The sequence below is a fragment of the Marinobacter sp. genome (assembly GCF_041687235.1).
Taxonomy (GTDB): Bacteria; Pseudomonadota; Gammaproteobacteria; order Pseudomonadales; family Oleiphilaceae; genus Marinobacter.
In genome coordinates this window covers 1-17,767 of the sequence record NZ_JAWLCH010000011.1, presented here as the reverse complement: position 1 = coordinate 17,767, position 17,767 = coordinate 1, and the positions used below count along the sequence as shown (strand labels likewise).

General features: G+C 58.4%; 16 protein-coding genes. 9 read left to right on the top strand and 7 right to left on the bottom strand.

From position 1 onward, the window contains the following. Window positions 1-16: 16 nt before the first annotated feature. The 5 genes from ACESMK_RS14655 to ACESMK_RS14635 all read right to left on the bottom strand — a co-directional run bounded on the left by ACESMK_RS14655 (window position 17) and on the right by ACESMK_RS14635 (window position 5,830). A complete protein-coding gene (locus ACESMK_RS14655) occupies window positions 17-775 on the bottom strand; it encodes a transporter substrate-binding domain-containing protein (protein WP_373000246.1) in 759 nt (252 codons plus the stop codon). 373 nt (window positions 776-1,148) lie between these two features. Further along, on the bottom strand, window positions 1,149-2,018 hold the full coding sequence (gene metF / locus ACESMK_RS14650) for a methylenetetrahydrofolate reductase [NAD(P)H] (RefSeq protein ID WP_373000242.1): 870 nt from the start codon (window positions 2,016-2,018) through the stop codon (window positions 1,149-1,151). Between the two features lie 12 nt (window positions 2,019-2,030). Beyond that, window positions 2,031-3,425: an adenosylhomocysteinase gene (gene ahcY, locus ACESMK_RS14645; protein ID WP_373000239.1), complete on the bottom strand. Its 1,395-nt coding sequence runs from the start codon at window positions 3,423-3,425 to the stop codon at window positions 2,031-2,033. 63 nt (window positions 3,426-3,488) lie between these two features. After that, window positions 3,489-4,679: a methionine adenosyltransferase gene (gene metK / locus ACESMK_RS14640; RefSeq protein ID WP_373000236.1), complete on the bottom strand. Its 1,191-nt coding sequence runs from the start codon at window positions 4,677-4,679 to the stop codon at window positions 3,489-3,491. Between the two features lie 149 nt (window positions 4,680-4,828). Beyond that, on the bottom strand, window positions 4,829-5,830 hold the full coding sequence (locus tag ACESMK_RS14635; RefSeq protein ID WP_373000234.1) for an ArsR/SmtB family transcription factor: 1,002 nt from the start codon (window positions 5,828-5,830) through the stop codon (window positions 4,829-4,831). 236 nt (window positions 5,831-6,066) lie between these two features. Between ACESMK_RS14635 and tkt the strand changes: the two genes are divergently transcribed. The 4 genes from tkt to fba all read left to right on the top strand — a co-directional run bounded on the left by tkt (window position 6,067) and on the right by fba (window position 11,607). Further along, on the top strand, window positions 6,067-8,067 hold the full coding sequence (gene tkt, locus ACESMK_RS14630; RefSeq protein WP_373000231.1) for a transketolase: 2,001 nt from the start codon (window positions 6,067-6,069) through the stop codon (window positions 8,065-8,067). After that, window positions 8,067-9,110: a type I glyceraldehyde-3-phosphate dehydrogenase gene (gap, locus tag ACESMK_RS14625; RefSeq protein ID WP_373000229.1), complete on the top strand. Its 1,044-nt coding sequence runs from the start codon at window positions 8,067-8,069 to the stop codon at window positions 9,108-9,110. The genes tkt and gap overlap by 1 nt, the downstream gene beginning before the upstream one ends. Before the next feature lie 47 nt (window positions 9,111-9,157). Next, window positions 9,158-10,318: a phosphoglycerate kinase gene (locus ACESMK_RS14620; RefSeq protein ID WP_373000226.1), complete on the top strand. Its 1,161-nt coding sequence runs from the start codon at window positions 9,158-9,160 to the stop codon at window positions 10,316-10,318. Window positions 10,319-10,542: 224 nt separating this feature from the next. Further along, on the top strand, window positions 10,543-11,607 hold the full coding sequence (gene fba / locus ACESMK_RS14615) for a class II fructose-bisphosphate aldolase (protein WP_048496096.1): 1,065 nt from the start codon (window positions 10,543-10,545) through the stop codon (window positions 11,605-11,607). Window positions 11,608-11,609: 2 nt separating this feature from the next. On the opposite strand, the gene ACESMK_RS14610 is transcribed toward fba, so the two are convergent. Continuing rightward, window positions 11,610-12,818 carry an MFS transporter gene (locus tag ACESMK_RS14610; RefSeq protein WP_373000223.1) on the bottom strand — a complete coding sequence of 403 codons (1,209 nt, stop codon included), beginning with the start codon at window positions 12,816-12,818 and terminating at the stop codon, window positions 11,610-11,612. Between the two features lie 225 nt (window positions 12,819-13,043). Here ACESMK_RS14610 and ACESMK_RS14605 point away from each other — a divergent pair, with 225 nt between their 5' ends. Both ACESMK_RS14605 and ACESMK_RS14600 read left to right on the top strand, forming a co-directional pair. Continuing rightward, a complete protein-coding gene (locus ACESMK_RS14605; protein ID WP_373000220.1) occupies window positions 13,044-14,003 on the top strand; it encodes a DnaJ C-terminal domain-containing protein in 960 nt (319 codons plus the stop codon). 13 nt (window positions 14,004-14,016) lie between these two features. Beyond that, window positions 14,017-14,361 carry a chaperone modulator CbpM gene (locus tag ACESMK_RS14600; RefSeq protein ID WP_373000217.1) on the top strand — a complete coding sequence of 115 codons (345 nt, stop codon included), beginning with the start codon at window positions 14,017-14,019 and terminating at the stop codon, window positions 14,359-14,361. Window positions 14,362-14,373: 12 nt separating this feature from the next. Here the strand turns inward: ACESMK_RS14600 and ACESMK_RS14595 are convergent, their stop codons facing one another. Continuing rightward, the gene (locus ACESMK_RS14595; RefSeq protein ID WP_104321698.1) at window positions 14,374-14,547 is read right to left on the bottom strand and encodes a DUF6435 family protein; all 174 of its coding nucleotides are present in this window, start codon (window positions 14,545-14,547) and stop codon (window positions 14,374-14,376) included. 205 nt (window positions 14,548-14,752) lie between these two features. Here ACESMK_RS14595 and ACESMK_RS14590 point away from each other — a divergent pair, with 205 nt between their 5' ends. From ACESMK_RS14590 to ACESMK_RS14580, 3 genes are all read left to right on the top strand, one after another. Beyond that, complete coding sequence (locus ACESMK_RS14590; protein WP_373000214.1) at window positions 14,753-16,210, top strand: DUF5666 domain-containing protein; 1,458 nt, start codon at window positions 14,753-14,755, stop codon at window positions 16,208-16,210. An 82-nt stretch (window positions 16,211-16,292) separates the two neighbouring features. Further along, window positions 16,293-17,150, top strand: coding sequence for a DUF6502 family protein (locus tag ACESMK_RS14585; protein WP_373000211.1), 858 nt, complete (start codon window positions 16,293-16,295; stop codon window positions 17,148-17,150). After that, complete coding sequence (locus tag ACESMK_RS14580) at window positions 17,147-17,548, top strand: hypothetical protein (protein WP_373000208.1); 402 nt, start codon at window positions 17,147-17,149, stop codon at window positions 17,546-17,548. The genes ACESMK_RS14585 and ACESMK_RS14580 overlap by 4 nt, the downstream gene beginning before the upstream one ends. The last annotated feature ends 219 nt before the right edge of the window (window positions 17,549-17,767 follow it).

Below are 17,767 nucleotides of genomic sequence, written 5' to 3'. Positions count from 1 at the left end.
GCTGTGGTTTTCAGTTTTATTTGTCTTCCGGCATTTCGCCGAACCACTTCTCGTAGATTTCCTTGTAGGTGCCATCTTCTTTGATGGAGGCAAGGGCCTCGTTCACGTCATCCACCCACTCACTGCCTTTCTTCAGGGCGATACCGTACTGCTGGCCCTCGTAGAGCTTTCCGACGGTTTTCACCTTACCTTCACCCTTGGTGCTGGCGAAGTAGCCCACATTGGGGGCGTCATAGAAAACGGCGTCCACTGAGCGGGACATCAGCGCCATGTACATGTCAGAGCTGCCCGGATACGGGGTTACACCGTCGTCTTCGTCCAGGGTTTTCATCAGATAGTCGTAGCTGGTGCTACCGATTTTGGTGCCAATTTTCTTGCCTTCGAGATCGGAGATCTCCTCGACATTCTCGTTGTCCTTGCGCACCAGAATCCGCAGACCGGAATCGTAGTAGGGATCGGAGAAATCGACGATCTGCTTGCGTTCTTCGGTGATGGTAATGCCAGCGATGGCAATGTCGACATTACCGGTTTGCAGAGCCGGAATGATGCCATTGAAGTCCATGGTGTTGAGGTCGTAATCAAAGCCTGCACGCTTGGCTACTTCGGCAATGATTTCCATATCGAAACCGATCATTTCGCCGGTTTCCTGATCCATCATTTCAAATGGAACAAAACTCGGGTCAGTGACGACGCGCAGGGTTTCTGCGCTGACGGTTCCTGCGGCAACGGTGAGTGCCAGGCTGGCGCTTACGGTTTTCAGCCATTTCGTGCTCATACATTCTCCTTTTCTTTTTTTAGAGGCTCCATTTGCCCGGTAAGGCAAGCCGGACCAATCACTGCTGTTGACTGCGATCTCCGGGGAGCGTTGATGGAACTGCATCACATACACTTTAGACTATTACGCAGATGTACACAGGAAATCAAATGCTTGGCGGGGAGGTTGGTGGCGCAGGGCGGGTGTTGGATTACGGTCCTTCGGACCTAATCCAACCTACGAAGGCGGGAGATTGCCAAGTGAACCCTAGGTCGGATTACGCCCGAAGGGCCGTAATCCGACACAAAGCCATCCCAGAACCATTGCAGGTTGCCAGGAGTACTGTAGGTCGGATTAGGCCCAACGGGCCGTAATCCGACACCAGCAAACTACATCAGAAAGCAATCTTCTCCCTGTCACTGATGCCCAGGTTCTTCCAGATGCTGATACTGGGCTCTACCTGGTTCAGGGTATAGAAATGCAAGCCCGGTGCGCCGGCCTTCAACAGCTTCTCGCACATTTCGGTGACCACTTCCTCACCGAACTTGCGGATGGAATCGCTGTCGTCGCCGTAGGCTTCGAGCTGTTTGCGAATCCAGCGGGGAATTTCCGCGCCGCACATGTCCGAGAAACGAACCAGATTGGAGAAATTGACGATGGGCATGATGCCCGGAACCACCGGAATGGTGACCCCCATTTTCTCCAGACGGTCGATAAAGTAGAAGTAGCTGTCTGCGTTGAAGAAGTACTGGGTAATGGCACTGTTGGCGCCAGCCTGAACCTTGCGGGCAAAGTTCTTCAGATCTTCTTCAGCGTTGCGGGCCTGCGGATGAAACTCAGGGTACGCTGCCACTTCCAGGTTGAAGGTGTCGCCGCTGTGCTCGCGGATAAACTCCACCAGCTCGTTGGCATAGCGCAGCTCACCGGCGGCTCCCATACCGGAGGGCATGTCGCCCCGAAGGGCAACAATCCGGTTGATTCCGTGTTCTCTGTACAGATCCAGCAGCTCCCCGATTTCCTGGCGGGTGCCCCCGACGCAGGAAAGATGAGGTGCCGTGGAAATGCCCTGGCGATGCAGGTTGAGCACGGTTTCAATGGTGCGGTCCCGGGTGGAACCACCGGCGCCGAAGGTGACGGAGAAAAAGTCCGGATTCACCTCGGCCAGCTGGTTGCGCACGTTCTGCAGCTTTTCCTTGCCCAGGTCGGTCTTGGGCGGGAAAAACTCAAAGCTGAAACGGCGCTTGAACTGTTTCTGGGATTGCATCTGTTTACCCGATCAGTACTTGTAGCTTTCTGGCTTGTACGGGCCTTCGACCGGTACACCGATGTATTTGGCCTGCTCCGGCGTCATTTTGGTGATCACACCACCAAAGCCTTCCACCATGGCCCGGGCCACTTCCTCGTCCAGGTGCTTGGGCAGAACCTGAACATAAACGCCTTTCTCCCGGGCATCTTCCGGCAGGTCGGCGAACTTGCGCTCGAACAGGTACATCTGGGCCAGAACCTGGTTGGCAAAAGAGCCATCCATGATCCGTGACGGGTGACCGGTAGCGTTGCCCAGGTTCACCAGGCGGCCTTCGGACAGCAGGATCAGATGGTCGTTGGTGGCCTTGTCGCGGTACACAACGTGAACTTGCGGCTTAACCTCGTCCCACTCCCAGTTCTTGCGCATGTAGGCGGTATCGATCTCATTGTCGAAGTGGCCGATGTTGCACACCACGGCACCGCTCTTCAGCGCCTTGAGCATGTGCGCGTCGCACACGTTCATGTTGCCGGTGGTGGTAACCAGCAGATCGGTGTTCTGCAGAAGATCGCGGTTAACGCCGGACTCGGTTCCGGTATTTACGCCGTCAAGGTACGGAGAGACAACCTCGAATCCGTCCATGCAGGCCTGCATGGCACAGATCGGATCGGCCTCAGTGACCTTTACGATCATGCCTTCCTGGCGCAGGGAGGCAGCGGAGCCCTTACCCACATCGCCGTAGCCAATCACCAACGCTTTCTTGCCGGAAAGCAGGTGGTCAGTGGCGCGCTTAATGGCGTCGTTAAGGCTGTGACGACAACCGTACTTGTTGTCGTTCTTGGACTTGGTGACCGCATCGTTCACGTTGATGGCAGGAACCTTCAGGGTGCCTTCGCGCAGCATTTCCTGCAGGCGGTGCACGCCAGTAGTGGTCTCCTCGGTCACACCGTGGCAGTTGGCCAGGATTTCCGGGTACTTCTCATGGAGCAGGGCAGTCAGATCACCGCCATCATCCAGAATCATGTTCGGTTCCCAGCCGTCCACGTCGGCACCAACGGTGCGCTCAAGGCACCAGTCGTATTCTTCGTCGGTTTCGCCTTTCCAGGCAAATACCGGAATACCCTGTGCAGCGATAGCGGCTGCGGCCTGGTCCTGGGTAGAGAAGATGTTGCACGATGACCAGCGCACGTTGGCGCCAAGCTCCACCAGCGTTTCGATCAGCACGGCAGTCTGGATGGTCATGTGGATACAACCCATGATGTTGGCGCCTTTCAGCGGCTGCTCGGCTTTGTACTTCTCGCGGAGCTTCATCAGGGCCGGCATTTCGCCTTCGGCGATGTTGATTTCCTTCCGGCCCCAGCTGGCCAGGGAAATATCGCGAACTTTGTAGTCGTCAAAGCTGTTCAGCTTTTCTGCGGGAGTGCTCATGGTGTTCTCCTGTCAGTCAGTTTGGCTTGGGCGTATGCCTGATGACATACGCCCGAAATCGGTTTAGATACCAGCGGCATCCTTGAGAGCTGCTGCGCGATCCGTCTTCTCCCATGGGAAGGCGGTAAAGGTCTTGCCACCGACCGTCATTTCATAGGGATCGCGGCCGAAGTGGCCGTAGGCTGCAGTGGCCCGGTACATCGGATGCAGGAGGTCGAGCATGTTGGTGATCGCGTAGGGGCGCAGATCAAAGTTCTGGCGGACCAGTTCAATGATCTTGTCATCGCTGATCTTGCCGGTGCCGAAGGTATTCAGGGAGATAGACGTCGGCTGCGCCACGCCGATGGCGTAGGACACCTGGATCTCGCACTTGTCAGCCAGCCCGGCGGCGACGATGTTCTTGGCAACGTAGCGGCCGGCGTAGGCGGCGGAGCGGTCTACCTTTGACGGATCCTTACCGGAGAAAGCGCCGCCCCCGTGGCGGGCCATGCCGCCGTAGGTGTCGACGATGATCTTGCGGCCGGTCAGGCCGCAATCGCCCACCGGGCCACCGATCACGAACTTGCCGGTCGGGTTGATGTGGAACTGGGTATCCTTGTGCAGCAGCTCGGCTGGCAGCGCATGTTTGACGATCAGCTCCATCACCGCTTCTTTCAGGTCTTCCTGGCTTACGTCTTCATCGTGCTGGGTGGACAGAACCACCGCGTCGATACCAGCAACCCGGCCATTTTCATAGCGGCAGGTAACCTGGCTCTTGGCGTCCGGGCGCAGCCACGGCAGCAGGCCGCTCTTGCGGGCCTCAGCCTGACGCTGAACCAGACGATGGGAGAAGGTGATCGGAGCAGGCATCAGCACGTCGGTTTCGTTGCTGGCATAGCCGAACATCAGGCCCTGGTCCCCGGCACCCTGGTCTTCCGGCTTCTGGCGGTCAACGCCCTGGGCGATATCGACCGACTGTTTGCCGATGATGTTGATGATGCCGCAGGTGTCCCCGTCGTAGCCCACTTTTGAGGAGGTGTAGCCGATGTCTTTGATCACGCCGCGCACCAGGTCTTCCAGGTCTACCCACGCGCTGGTGGTGATTTCACCACCAACGATGGCCACACCGGTTTTCACCATGGTTTCGCAGGCAACACGGGCGTGCGGGTCGTCGGTCAGGATGGCATCCAGCACGGCATCGGAGATCTGGTCCGCCAATTTGTCCGGATGGCCTTCAGAGACCGATTCGGAAGTGAAGATGTTGTAGTCAGCCATAACACATGCTCCTCTGTGAGCGATTCAAATTCAGTCCGGTAAGCGGCTTTCTTAAAGCGCTTTCCGGTATCCGGTTTGTTGATCTGTGTGAGGATACGTAAAACTACGTATCCGTATATCAAAATTTGTTGATATTGCGATCCAGGTCGTCAAATCTGGCCGCCGTGTTTCCAGAATTCCCGAACCTGGATCTGGAAACCGTTCCGTAAGCCGATAAACAGCTGTTCTCCGGCAACCAGGCCAGCGTCCGCTGCCCAGGTAGTGAGCTCTTCCGGTTCAAAGCCCAGCCAGAGATCACCGCAGTTTGCTTTTGCCCAGTCCTGGTCGTGACTGCACAGGTCGCTGATGACGAAGCAGCCACCGTTGTTCATCAGTGCCGCCGCATCCAGGAAGATATCGGCCGGGCTGGGTACGTGGTGCAAAACCATGTTGGCAACCACCAGGTCAAACGCATCGCCCCTGGCCAGCAGGGTGTCGGTAACGCCCTCAATGAGGTCGATGTTGTTCAGCCGTTCATCAATACAGGTACGGGTTGCCTTGGCCAGCATATCCCGGCTGTTATCCAGGGCGACCACATGCCCGCAAAGCTCGGCCAGCACCGGCAGGAAGGCGCCTTCGCCTGGGCCGATTTCCAGCGCCGCCTGCCACTGGTGTTTGCGGGACCGTTTGCGGATCATTTCCGCCACCGGTTCGGCATAAAGATCGAAGGCGGCGATGAGCTCCTGCTGCTCCCGGAATTGCTCCGCGTGGCGAGCAAAGAAGGCCTGGGACTGATCCGCACGCTGGTTGCGGATGGCTTCAATTCGTTCCTGCAGATGCGGTGGCAGTGGCACCCGGTCTACCGCTTCAAATATCTGGCGAATGGTCTGGTCGGTAGGCTTGTCGCTGTCCAGGTGCAGCGGGCGGCGATAGAAGATCGCATTGCCTTCACGCTGGGGCTCCAGCAGACCGGCTCTGTTCATCACTTTCAGATGGTGGCTCATGCCGGACTGGCGCATATCAAACAGCTGGCTGAGCTCCAACACGCCAAAGGTGTCCCTTCTCAGGACGCGCAGAATCTCCAGGCGCAACGGATCCCCGCTTGCTTTGAAGATCGGGGCCAGTGCGTCCACAGAGGACAGGTTGTCGGCGTGTGCGTTCATGGATGTCATGGGAGCGAAGTGTAGGGTGCTTCGGGTGGTCAATCAATAGGCATATCAAAAAATTTTGATATAGGTTTATCATTCTTTGAAATCAGGCCCTTTCGGAAATCCACAGGCAAACAATCGTCAAACAGGCACATGCCGATTTGCCCCGGCACACACTAATCGGCGAAAATACGCGCCTCATTTTGATCGCCCTTTAATCACTACGAATTCTTTTCCTGCAAAACACTGGAGAAACGTCAATGCCGTCTCGTAAAGATCTCGCCAACGCCATTCGCGCGCTGAGCATGGATGCGGTTCAGAAAGCCAAATCCGGCCACCCGGGTGCGCCCATGGGTATGGCGGATATCGCCGAGGTTCTGTGGAACGATTACCTGAGCCACAACCCGGCCAACCCTCAGTGGGCCAACCGCGACCGCTTCGTGCTGTCCAACGGTCATGGTTCCATGCTGCAGTACTCCCTGCTGCATCTGAGCGGTTACGACGTTTCCATCGACGACATCAAGAACTTCCGCCAGTTGCACTCCAAGACTCCGGGCCATCCCGAGTACGGTTATACCCCGGGCATTGAAACCACTACCGGCCCTCTGGGCCAGGGCATTGCCAACGCCGTGGGTTTTGCCATTGCCGAGAAGTCCCTGGCGGCGCAGTTCAACCGTCCCGGTCACGACATTATTGACCACTACACCTACGCATTCCTGGGCGATGGCTGCCTGATGGAAGGCATCTCCCACGAAGTGGCGTCCCTGGCCGGCACCCTGGGCCTGGGCAAGCTGGTGTTCTTCTATGACGACAATGGCATCTCTATCGATGGCGAGGTCGAAGGCTGGTTCACCGACAACACGCCACAGCGTTTCGAGTCCTACGGCTGGCAGGTGATTCCGGCCGTCGACGGCCACGACGCCGACGCTATTCGCGCGGCCATCGAAGCGGCCCGCGCCAATACCGATCAACCGACGCTGATTTGCTGCAAGACCATTATCGGCTTTGGCTCGCCCAACAAGCAGGGCAAGGAAAGCTGTCACGGTGCCCCCCTGGGTGACGACGAAATCACCCTGACCCGGGAGCAACTGGGCTGGCAGCATGGCCCGTTCGAAATTCCGGCCGACATTGCCAGCGCCTGGAACGCCCGTGAAAAAGGCGCCGCTGCCCAGTCCGAGTGGGAGCAGAAGTTCGCCGCGTATGAAAAGGCCGAGCCAGAGCTGGCCGCAGAATTCAAGCGCCGCATGGCCGGCGACCTGCCTGCCGATTTCGCCGAAAAGGCCCAGACTTATATCCAGGAATGCCAGGACAAGGCCGAAACCGTGGCTTCCCGAAAGGCTTCCCAGAATACCCTGAACGCCTATGGTCCGTTGCTGCCGGAACTGATGGGCGGCTCTGCCGACCTGGCCGGTTCCAACCTGACCATCTGGTCCGACACCAAGGGTCTGACCAAAGAAGACGCGAGCGGAAACTACATCTACTACGGTGTTCGTGAGTTTGGCATGGCCGCCATCATGAACGGCATCGCGCTGCACGGTGGTTTCGTGCCCTACGGCGCGACCTTCCTGATCTTCATGGAATACTGCCGCAACGCTGTGCGCATGGCCGCGCTGATGAAGCAGCGCTCCATCTTCGTGTTTACCCACGATTCCATCGGCCTGGGCGAAGACGGCCCGACACACCAGCCGATCGAGCAGATGGCCAGCCTTCGCACCACGCCCAACATGAGCATGTGGCGCCCGGCTGATACCGTTGAGTCTGCCGTAGCCTGGAAAGCAGCCCTTGAGCGCACCGATGGCCCGACAGCCATGGTGTTCTCCCGCCAGGGCCTGCCGGCCCAGCCGCGTGATGCCCAGCAGCTGGCGGATGTGGCCAAGGGTGCCTACATCCTGTCCGACAGCGAAGGCACACCGGATCTGATCCTGATCGCCACCGGCTCTGAAGTGGGTCTGGCCCAGGATGCCGCCGCAACACTGCGCGAACAGGGTAAAAAGGTGCGCGTGGTTTCCATGCCCTCGACCGACGTGTTCGATGCCCAAAGCGCCGAGTACAAGCAGCAGGTTCTGCCGCTGGACGTGACTAACCGCATCGCCATCGAAGCGGGTATTGCCGACTACTGGTACAAGTACGTTGGCCTGGACGGTCGCATCATCGGCATGACCACCTTTGGTGAATCTGCACCTGCAGGCGAGCTGTTCAAGGAATTCGGCTTTACCGTCGACAACGTCCTGGAAGTGGCTGCCGAGCTGCTGGACGCCTGATGACAGACTCTGCGCCTTTTCGTGTCGCCATCAACGGGTACGGCCGAATCGGCCAGTGCGTGTTGCGCGCGCTCTATGAAAACGGCTTTCGCGACCACCTGCAGGTGGTCGCCATTAACGAGTTGTCGGATATCGACACCATCGCCCACCTGACCCGATACGATTCCACCCATGGCCGGTTCCAGGGTGAGATTTCGGTATCGGGCCAGGATCTCATGGTCAATGGCGATGCTATCCGGGTGCTGAGTCATGCCGATCCGTCAGAACTGCCCTGGCGTCTGCTGGATGTCGACCTGGTGCTGGAATGCTCCGGCGCCTTCTCTGACCGCGCGACGGCCCAGAAGCACATCGATTCCGGCGCCACGCGCCTGCTGTTTTCGCAGCCGGCCGAGTCGGACGTCGATCGAACCGTGGTCTATGGTGTCAACCACGCCGACCTCACGGCAGACGACGTGATCGTTGCGGCGGCTTCCTGCACCACCAATTGTCTGGTGCCAGTCATCAAAGTGCTGGATGAAGCATTTGGCGTGGAGCAGGGCAGTACCACGACGATTCACGCCGCCATGAACGACCAGCCGGTCATCGACGCCTACCACCACCAGGACCTGCGCCGAACCCGCAGCGCCCTGCACAATATCGTTCCTGTGGAAACCGGCCTCGCCAAGGGTATTGAACGCCTGTTACCCAACATGGAAGGCCGGTTCAGCTCGGTGGCCATGCGGGTTCCGACCATGAACGTCTCCGCCATCGACATGGTGGTGAATGTGGCTAAAGCCACTGACGTGGCAGCGGTAAACAACCTGTTAAAAGAGGCCGCCAACGGCCCATTGAAGAGCATACTCGGCTATACCGACGAACTGTTGGCCAGCTCCGATTTCAACCACGACGCCCACTCCGGCGTGGTGGATGGCGGCCAGACCCGGGTAACCGGCGGCACCATGGTGAAAGTGCTGTGCTGGTTCGATAATGAGTGGGGGTTCGCGAACCGGATGCTCGATGTCAGCCGAAGCTGGCTGGAAAAAACAGAAAACGGGGTCAGATGAACGCTTTCATCTGACCCCATGTTTATGCAGACCTAGGGAAGATTGTTATGGCCATCAAGAAAATGACCGACCTCAACCTCGCCGGCAAGCGAGTGCTGATCCGTGAAGACCTGAACGTGCCGGTCAAGGACGGCAAAGTCTCCAGCGACGCCCGCATTCGCGCGTCACTGCCCACGATCAAGGCCGCCAAAGACGCCGGCGCCAAAGTCATGCTGATGTCCCACCTGGGCCGCCCGGAAGAAGGCGTGTACGACGAAGCCTCCTCCATGAGGCCCGTCGCCGACCACCTGACCAAAGTGCTGGGCCAGGAAGTTCGCCTGATCAAGGACTACCTGGATGGCGTTGAAGTGGCCGATGGCGAAGTGGTCCTGTTCGAGAACGTCCGCTTCAACAAAGGCGAAAAGAAAGACAACGAAGACCTCGCGAAAAAGTACGCGGCCCTGTGCGACGTCTACGTGATGGACGCCTTCGGCACCGCCCACCGCGCCCAGGCTTCTACCCACGGCGTGGCAAAGTTCGCCCCCGAAGCCTGCGCCGGCCCGTTGCTGGCGGCTGAGCTGGACGCCCTGGGCAAAGCCCTGGATAATCCGGCCAAGCCAGTGGTTGCCATTGTTGGCGGCTCCAAGGTTTCCACCAAACTGGACGTGCTTAACGCCCTGGAGAAGGTTTGCGACTCCATCATTGTCGGTGGCGGCATCGCCAACACCTTCCTGGCGGCAGCTGGTCACCCGGTCGGCAAATCCCTGTGCGAGCACGACCTGATCGACACCGCCAAAGAAATCGCCAGCCGCGTTGAAATCCCGCTGCCGGTCGACGTGGTTGTTGCCAGCGAATTCGCAGAAACCGCCACCGCAACCACCAAGAACATCGCCGACGTCAGCGACGACGACATGATCCTCGACGTAGGTCCGGAAACCGCCGGCAAGTTCGCCGACGTACTGAAGAACGCCAAAACCATCCTCTGGAATGGCCCGGTTGGCGTTTTCGAATTCGACCAGTTTGGCAACGGCACCAAAGCCCTGGCCGAAGCCATCGCCGAAAGCGACGCCTTCTCCCTCGCCGGCGGTGGTGACACCGTGGCCGCCGTTGACAAGTACGGCGTTGCTGACAAAATCTCGTATATCTCCACCGGTGGTGGCGCGTTCCTGGAATTCGTAGAAGGTAAGACGCTCCCGGCAGTAGCGGTATTGGAAGAACGCGGCGAGTAAACAAACAACAGCGGCTCTGGCGGAAGTCAGCAGAGAGACCAGAATCGCAAGGCAGGTGGAGGATCGCTTCCCGGGACTGTCTGCAGCAAGGATGCTGCAGTCAAGCGTACATGGATGTATTCACAGCGTGTCCCGGGAAGCGATCCTCCACCTGCCGCAGCAGACTCCGAAGCAAGAAACGAACAGAATTCAAACATCCAAAGTCTAAATGAAGGAGACGACCCATGGCCCTGATTTCGATGCGGCAAATGCTGGATCACGCCGCCGAGCATGGTTACGGTGTGCCAGCCTTTAACGTCAACAACCTGGAACAGATGCGCGCCATCATGGAAGCCGCCGACAAAACCGACTCCCCGGTGATTGTCCAGGCCTCCGCCGGTGCTCGCAAATACGCCGGTGCGCCCTTCCTGCGCCACCTGATCCTGGCGGCCATCGAAGAATTCCCGCATATCCCGGTGGTCATGCACCAGGACCACGGCACCAGCCCTTCCGTATGCCAGCGCTCCATCCAGCTGGGCTTCAGCTCCGTGATGATGGACGGCTCCCTGGGTGAAGACGGTAAAACCCCCACCGACTACGAATACAACGTCGACGTTACCCGTCGCACCGTCGAAATGGCCCACGCCTGTGGCGTCTCCGTAGAAGGCGAGCTGGGTTGCCTGGGTTCCCTGGAAACCGGCCAGGCCGGTGAAGAAGACGGCATCGGTGCCGAAGGCACCCTGGACCATAGCCAGATGCTGACCGACCCGGAAGAAGCGGCGGACTTCGTCAAGAAAACCCACGTTGATGCCCTGGCCATCGCCATCGGCACCAGCCACGGCGCCTACAAGTTTACCCGTCCGCCGACAGGTGACATCCTGGCCATCGACCAGATCAAAGCCATCCACGCCCGCATCCCGGACACCCATCTGGTTATGCACGGCTCCAGCTCCGTACCCCAGGAGTGGCTGAAGATCATCAACGAATACGGTGGTGAGATCCCGGAAACCTACGGCGTACCGGTTGAAGAAATCGTTGAGGGCATCAAGCACGGCGTGCGCAAGGTCAACATCGACACCGACCTGCGCCTGGCCAGCACTGGCGCCGTCCGTCGTTTCCTCGCCGAAAACCCGGCCGAGTTCGACCCGCGCAAATTCCTCAAGGAAACCATGAAGGCCATGACCGAAGTGTGCATCGCACGCTACGAAGCCTTCGGTTGTGCCGGCAATGCCAGCAAGATCAAGCCGGTTAACCTTGAGCGCATGTTCGAGCGCTACGCCTCTGGCGAGCTGGACCCCAAGGTCAAGTAAGCTTAAGAGACGGGAACCTGATTGGCCTCCGCATTGCGGGGGCCTTTTTGCTTATGGCGCCAGGCGGCCAGGAAAATGAGCAGCCCGAGGGTTGCCGTAGTAGCTCCGACGTATCCCGTCGATGACCAGCCGAAACCGGCGGTGATCGCCATACCCGCCAGCCAGGGTCCAAGGGCATTGGCGACATTGAAGGCGGCATGGTGCGAAGCCGCCGCCAGGTTCTGGGCGCCATGGGCTACATCCATCAGGTGGGTCTGAAGTGCCGGTCCCAACGCGCCCATCATGGCTACCAGGAAACAGGCAACCAGCAATACCGGTAGGTTGCCGGTGGTGGAAGGAAAGGCTAGCAGGATACAGGCGCTCAGCAACAGAATGACGCCGACCGCCCGAAATCCCAACCGATCGAACAACCAGCCACCGAGCAGATTGCCGGTAAAGCCGCCTAGCCCGAACACTGCCAGGGCCAGGGGAATCCAGTACTCCTCAACCTTTGTTACTTCCAGCAGCGTGGGCGCCAGGTAGCTGAACACGGCGAACATACCGGAAAAGCCGATGGCGCCGATGGCCAGGGCGAACCAGATGCCGGCCCGGTTGAACGCCCGGATTTCGCTGAACGCCCCCTTTCGTTGTTCCTGTGGATCAGCCGGCAGCACCGAGATCACCATGGTCAGAGTGACAAGGGAAACGAGCCCCACGAACATGTACACATAGCGCCAGTCCAGTGACTGCCCCATCCAGGCCGCCATGGGGTTGCCCAGCAGTAGCGCCAGAGTCAGTCCCATCATGACTCGGCTGACTGCTTTCGCCCGTTGATGGACCGGTACTAGGGACGCTGCCACCAGGCAGGCTACGCCGAAATACGCCCCGTGAGGGAGGCCGGCCACAAATCGCGCAACCATGACCCCGGTATAGTCCGCCGCCATAGCGCTCGCCAGATTCCCAACCGCATAAAAGCCCATCAGCCAGATCAGCAACTGGCGCCTGAAAAAGCGGGCGCCGATCACTGCCAGCAGCGGCGCGCCCACCACAACCCCCAACGCGTAGGCGCTGATCAGGTGTCCCACCTGTGGTTCGGTAACACCGAGATCCTGCGACACATTGGGCATCAGGCCCATGATGGCGAACTCCCCCGTACCGATGGCAAAGCCACCCAGGGCCAACGCGAATTCGATCAGGAAAATCCGGAGTCGTGTGGCTGGTTCGCTGCTCAAAAAGCACTCCCTGAGGCCGGTTGAAAGAGTAAAACCGGCAATTCTCACCTTTCCCGGAACAAGATGCCATACGAATTACCACAGTCGGCACGGTCACAAGCGCCGCCGCGTTTGATCTATCGCAATTGGGCATCACCGGGTGCTTGTATTTTCGCTGGCAGCGTCAACTATAGGTAACAGAGATCAATAATTGATCATTGTTGATGGTCAGTAACGAGGAGTGCCATGGACTTCAAAGACTATTACGCCGTGCTCGGTGTCAGTGAGTCTGCCTCCGCCGAGGAGATTAAAAAAGCGTACCGAAAGCTGGCACGGAAATACCATCCGGACGTCAGCAAGGAGGAAGATGCCGACACCAAGTTCAAGGATCTTGGTGAAGCCTACGAAGTACTGAAAGACCCTGAAAAACGCGCGGAATACGACCAGCTGCGTAAATACGGTGCCAAAGCCGACGGATCCTTTGAGCCACCCCCGGGCTGGCAGAGCGGGTCCGGCTTCGGTGGCGGTGGTTACACCGAGGCCGATGCACGACAGTTCAGCGATTTTTTCGAAGAGATCTTTGGCGGCGGCCGCCGTGGCGGATTTGGTGGTGGCGGTTTTCGCCAGAGTATGAAAATGCGCGGTGAAGACGTGCACGCCAGGCTTGCATTGTTCCTCGAAGAGGCGTTTCACGGCTGCGAAAAGCAGGTTTCGTTCGCGGTTCATGAGGCCGATGAGCACGGCCGCGTGATTCCCCGGCAGAAAACCCTGAAGGTAAAAATCCCCGCTGGCATGCGCGAGGGGCAGCATATTCGCCTGAAAGGGCAGGGTTCGCCCGGCATTGGCGGCGGTGAACCGGGTGACCTGTTTATTGAGGTGGAGTTCGCGCCGCATCCACAGTTCACTGTCGAAGGCCGGGATGTCCTGGTCACCGTGCCGGTTGCGCCCTGGGAAGCGGCCCTCGGTGCGACGGTAACGGTACCAACCGTTGGCTCAAAGGTGAATGTGAAAGTACCCAAGGGCTCCACCAGTGGCAGGAAGCTCAGGCTGAAGGGCAAGGGCTTCCCGGGCAAACATCCGGGCGACCAGATCGTCGTTCTCCAGATCGCCATGCCGGAGAAGCACAGCCCGGAGGCTGAGAAGCTTTACGAGCAACTGGCCGAGGCAGAGAAGAACTTCAATCCACGCAGCAAGCTTCACGTGTAAGCGGGAGTAAGGTATGAGCAAACAAGATCATATTCTGACGGTAGAGGTGTTCGATCAGGATGGCAGCACCTTCACCCTGCGTGAAATCTGTGAGCGCGGCGAGTGTCATGCCGAGTTTGTCATAAAACTGGTGGACTACGGGATCATTGCGCCGGTCGAGGATTACCCGGAGGCCCGGCAATGGCAGTTCGATGTCGCTGCCCTGAGCCGATTGCGCAAGGCCCAGAGATTACAGAGGGATCTGAAAATGAATCTGCCCGGCCTGGCCATGTCTCTGGAACTGCTCGATGAGGTGGAGGAAATGCGTCGGGAAGTGGCCCGCCTCAATCACCGCATCCGGCAATTGATGGGGGAGTAAACGCTCCCCCGCTTATTTCTTCTCTTCCAGCGCCTGAATCTCGGCGTAGATCTTTTCAGCCTCCTCCATGAGGGTACCGTGAGTTCTCAGATCGCCATTGCGCTGGGCATCCAGTGCCTTGGCGAGCTTCGCCTCGTATTCCTTCTGCAGTTTTTTCTTCGGATCGCCCTTCAAAAATCCAAGCATGGTTTTGACCCTGTTTTGGCTGACTGGTCATAGATTTACGTTTTCCGCTCCACAAAGTTCACAAAATGTTCATGATCAAAAACTGGACAGCTTCGAAAAGTGGGATTAAATTCCCAAATACAAGATTGGGAAAAATATCCCAATTTTAGATCGGGTGTTTCGACGTGGTCGCCCGCGGACGCAATAACAAGCCTGGAGAAGAACGATGAATCGCAAACCCTTAGCAATAGCAGTGAAGCTGGCCATGACGGGCGCCCTGGTGGGGACCCTTGCCGCGTGCGGCGGCGGTGGCTCCGGAGAGGTCTCCACCAGTGGAACCTCATCCGGAACCAGTGTTGGTGCGGTTACCGGTTTCGGCAGTGTCTACGTGAACGGCACCCGTTTCGAAATCAATGGCAGCGTCAGCAGTGACGACGGCCTTGAGCGTGAGGACCAGTTGGAAAAAGGCATGATCCTCAAGGTTGCGGGAGACTGGGATGACCGGGGCGAAGGCCGGGCCGACAGAGTCAGTTACGACGATACGCTGCGCGGACCCATCTCTGGAATGAGCTGGGATGAGGTAACTCGCACCGGAACGCTGACGATGCTGGGGCAGACCATTTCATTGGATAACAAAACCGTCTTCCGTGGTGCCACACCGACGACCATTGCCGGCAATCCCCAGGGATACCGGGTAAGAGTCAGTGCCTGGCGCCTGGAGGATGGGGGCTTCCGGGCCAGCTTTGTCGGTGCCCGGGCCATTGGCCTGGATTTCGATGATGACAACGAGGTCGAGATTGAGGGCGTTGTTGCCAATCTGGACCCAAGTGCCGAGACCTTCACCATCAACGGTTTCCTGATCAATTACACCAGTGCGGTCGGCGATGACGACTTCTCCCTGGATGATCTGGCGAATGGAATCGTGGTGGAAGTGGAAGGCTACCTCAACGGCAATACCATCATGGCTGAGGAAATCGACGATGAGGACGACCTCTTCGACGATGATGACGACGTCGAAATTTCCGGAAACGTCTACGACTACGATGCGGCCAGCCGTCAGTTCTCGGTGAATGGGGTCAGAGTCCAGATTAATGGTGGCACGGAGTTCGACGATCTCCGTGAGAGCAGCCTCGTCGATGGCCTGTTTGTGAAAGTGGAAGGCGAATTCCGAAACGGCGTACTTGTCGCTGAAGAGATTGAGGGCCGGGAATCCGATGCTGAGCTTGATGGCCGCATCGAGTCCATTGATCTGTCCGGTGAATCCCTGGTGGTCAGTGGCGTTCGTGTTCAGTTGACCAGCAATACCCTGATTGATGACGACGATGATGACGATGACCGTCGCAGCCGTGTCCAGGATATCCAGAGCCTGCAGGTGGGTGACTATCTCGAAATTGAGGGTCGTCAGCGCAGCAGTGACGGCGGATTCCTCGAAGCCCTCAGCATTGAGCGTGAGGATGATGACGACGATGACGATTTTGAACTGGAAGCCCGGGTGAGTGCAATCGGAGCCGATTCCATCACCATCATGAACCTTGAGGTGCTCCGCAATGGCTACAGCCTGTCCGGTGCCCGGGTTGGCGATGAAGTGGAAATCGAGTATCGCCTGACCGACGGCGGCCAGTACGAGCTGACCGATGATGTCGACGTTGATGACGACAGCGACGACGACAGCGATGACGATTGATCCATGAACCGTCGGAGCGGGTCGGCCAGGTGCCGGCCCGCATTCTGGCTTTTCACGTCGCTATGGGAATACAATCCCAAACATGAAAAAGTCCAACCCCCTGCATCAAGCGCTGTTTCGCATTCTGCGCCCTCTGGCGAGGTTGCTGTTGAGGAACGGTATCCCCTACGGAGAGTTTTCCGAGCTTGTGAAGCGTGCCTACGTGGAAGCCGCCCTGGAAGACTTCGCCGACGGTCGTCGCAAGCCCACGGATTCCCGTGCAGCGGTGATGACCGGGCTGACCCGTAAGGAAGTGAAAAAGCAGCGGGAAGTTCTGGCAGGTGGGCACACCGGCACACGAGCGCCGGTCCACGCCAACCGGGCGTCCCGGGTGGTGTCCGGTTGGGTCCACGATGCGGCTTTCCGGACCAGTGAAGGAGAGCCTTCCATGCTGACATTCGACGGTCCCCTGAGTTTCAGCGAGCTGGTCAAGCGCTACAGTGGGGATATGCCACCCCGGGCCGTGCTCGATGAACTGCTTCGGGTGGGTGTGGTGTCGGTAGATCAGGAATCAGGTGGGCTGGTACTGAAGCAGAGAGCCTATGTTCCCGCTGGCGACAGCGAGGAAATGCTCCAGATCTTCGGCGAGGACGTATCAGATCTCATAGCGACCATTGATCACAATCTGGTCAGCGACGAATCCGGACAGCCACCTCTGTTCCAGAGAACCCTGACCTACAACAACATTCCTCCGGAAGTCATGGAACGCTGGCGCAGGCACGCCGCCGCCCAGTCACAGGCACTGCTGGAGCAGCTGGACAAATGGCTGGGCCCCCATGACCGCGACATATCCGGTCAACAGGCCAGCAGTGAGGCCGGGGAGTCTATCCGCACGGGCGTGAGCATCTTCTTTTTCGAAGAGCCGGCCAGGAAAGACTCGAAAGGAGAATCACCGCTATGAGTCCTACGAGGCATCCAAACATCATTTGTCGCTGGGAGCCAACGGAGCTTGCAAGCACGATACTTTCCTCCTCGTCCAGGCAGGTTATCCGTTCCTGGATCAGCTCCAACGAGTTTCTTGATGAGCATCACGATCCGGTCATGCTGATGATGGACAGTCACGCATCGAATTCCTTCAGCTCTCTGGTGCAGGCCACCAATCCTGATCTCGCTCCCACGGTGGTTCTGAACGAGCTGCTCCGCAAGGGGGTGGTCGAATCTCTTGAAAGCGGTTATCTGATGCTGAGGCGAAGTGTCTACGCGCCATCGCAGCCCCGGCTGGCGGGCGAATCCCGGGTCGAAGAGTTGTTTGAATCCGACGACGACATTCCCCGCAGACGATTTAACGATGCCCCATAACAAACGCCGGCCAGGAACGCCGGGCAGGGAGAAGAAAGGTATGAAACGGCAACTCCGCAATCGTGTTTTCGGGCTGGCCGCCGGTACGGTGGCTTTCGGTGTGATCTCCGCGTGTGGCGGTGCCGGAGACGGAGGACTGGATGTAGCCGAAGGCGGCATCCGGGGAACAGGTTCAAGTGTCGGACCGGTTTCGGGGTTCGGGAGTGTGTTTGTTAATGG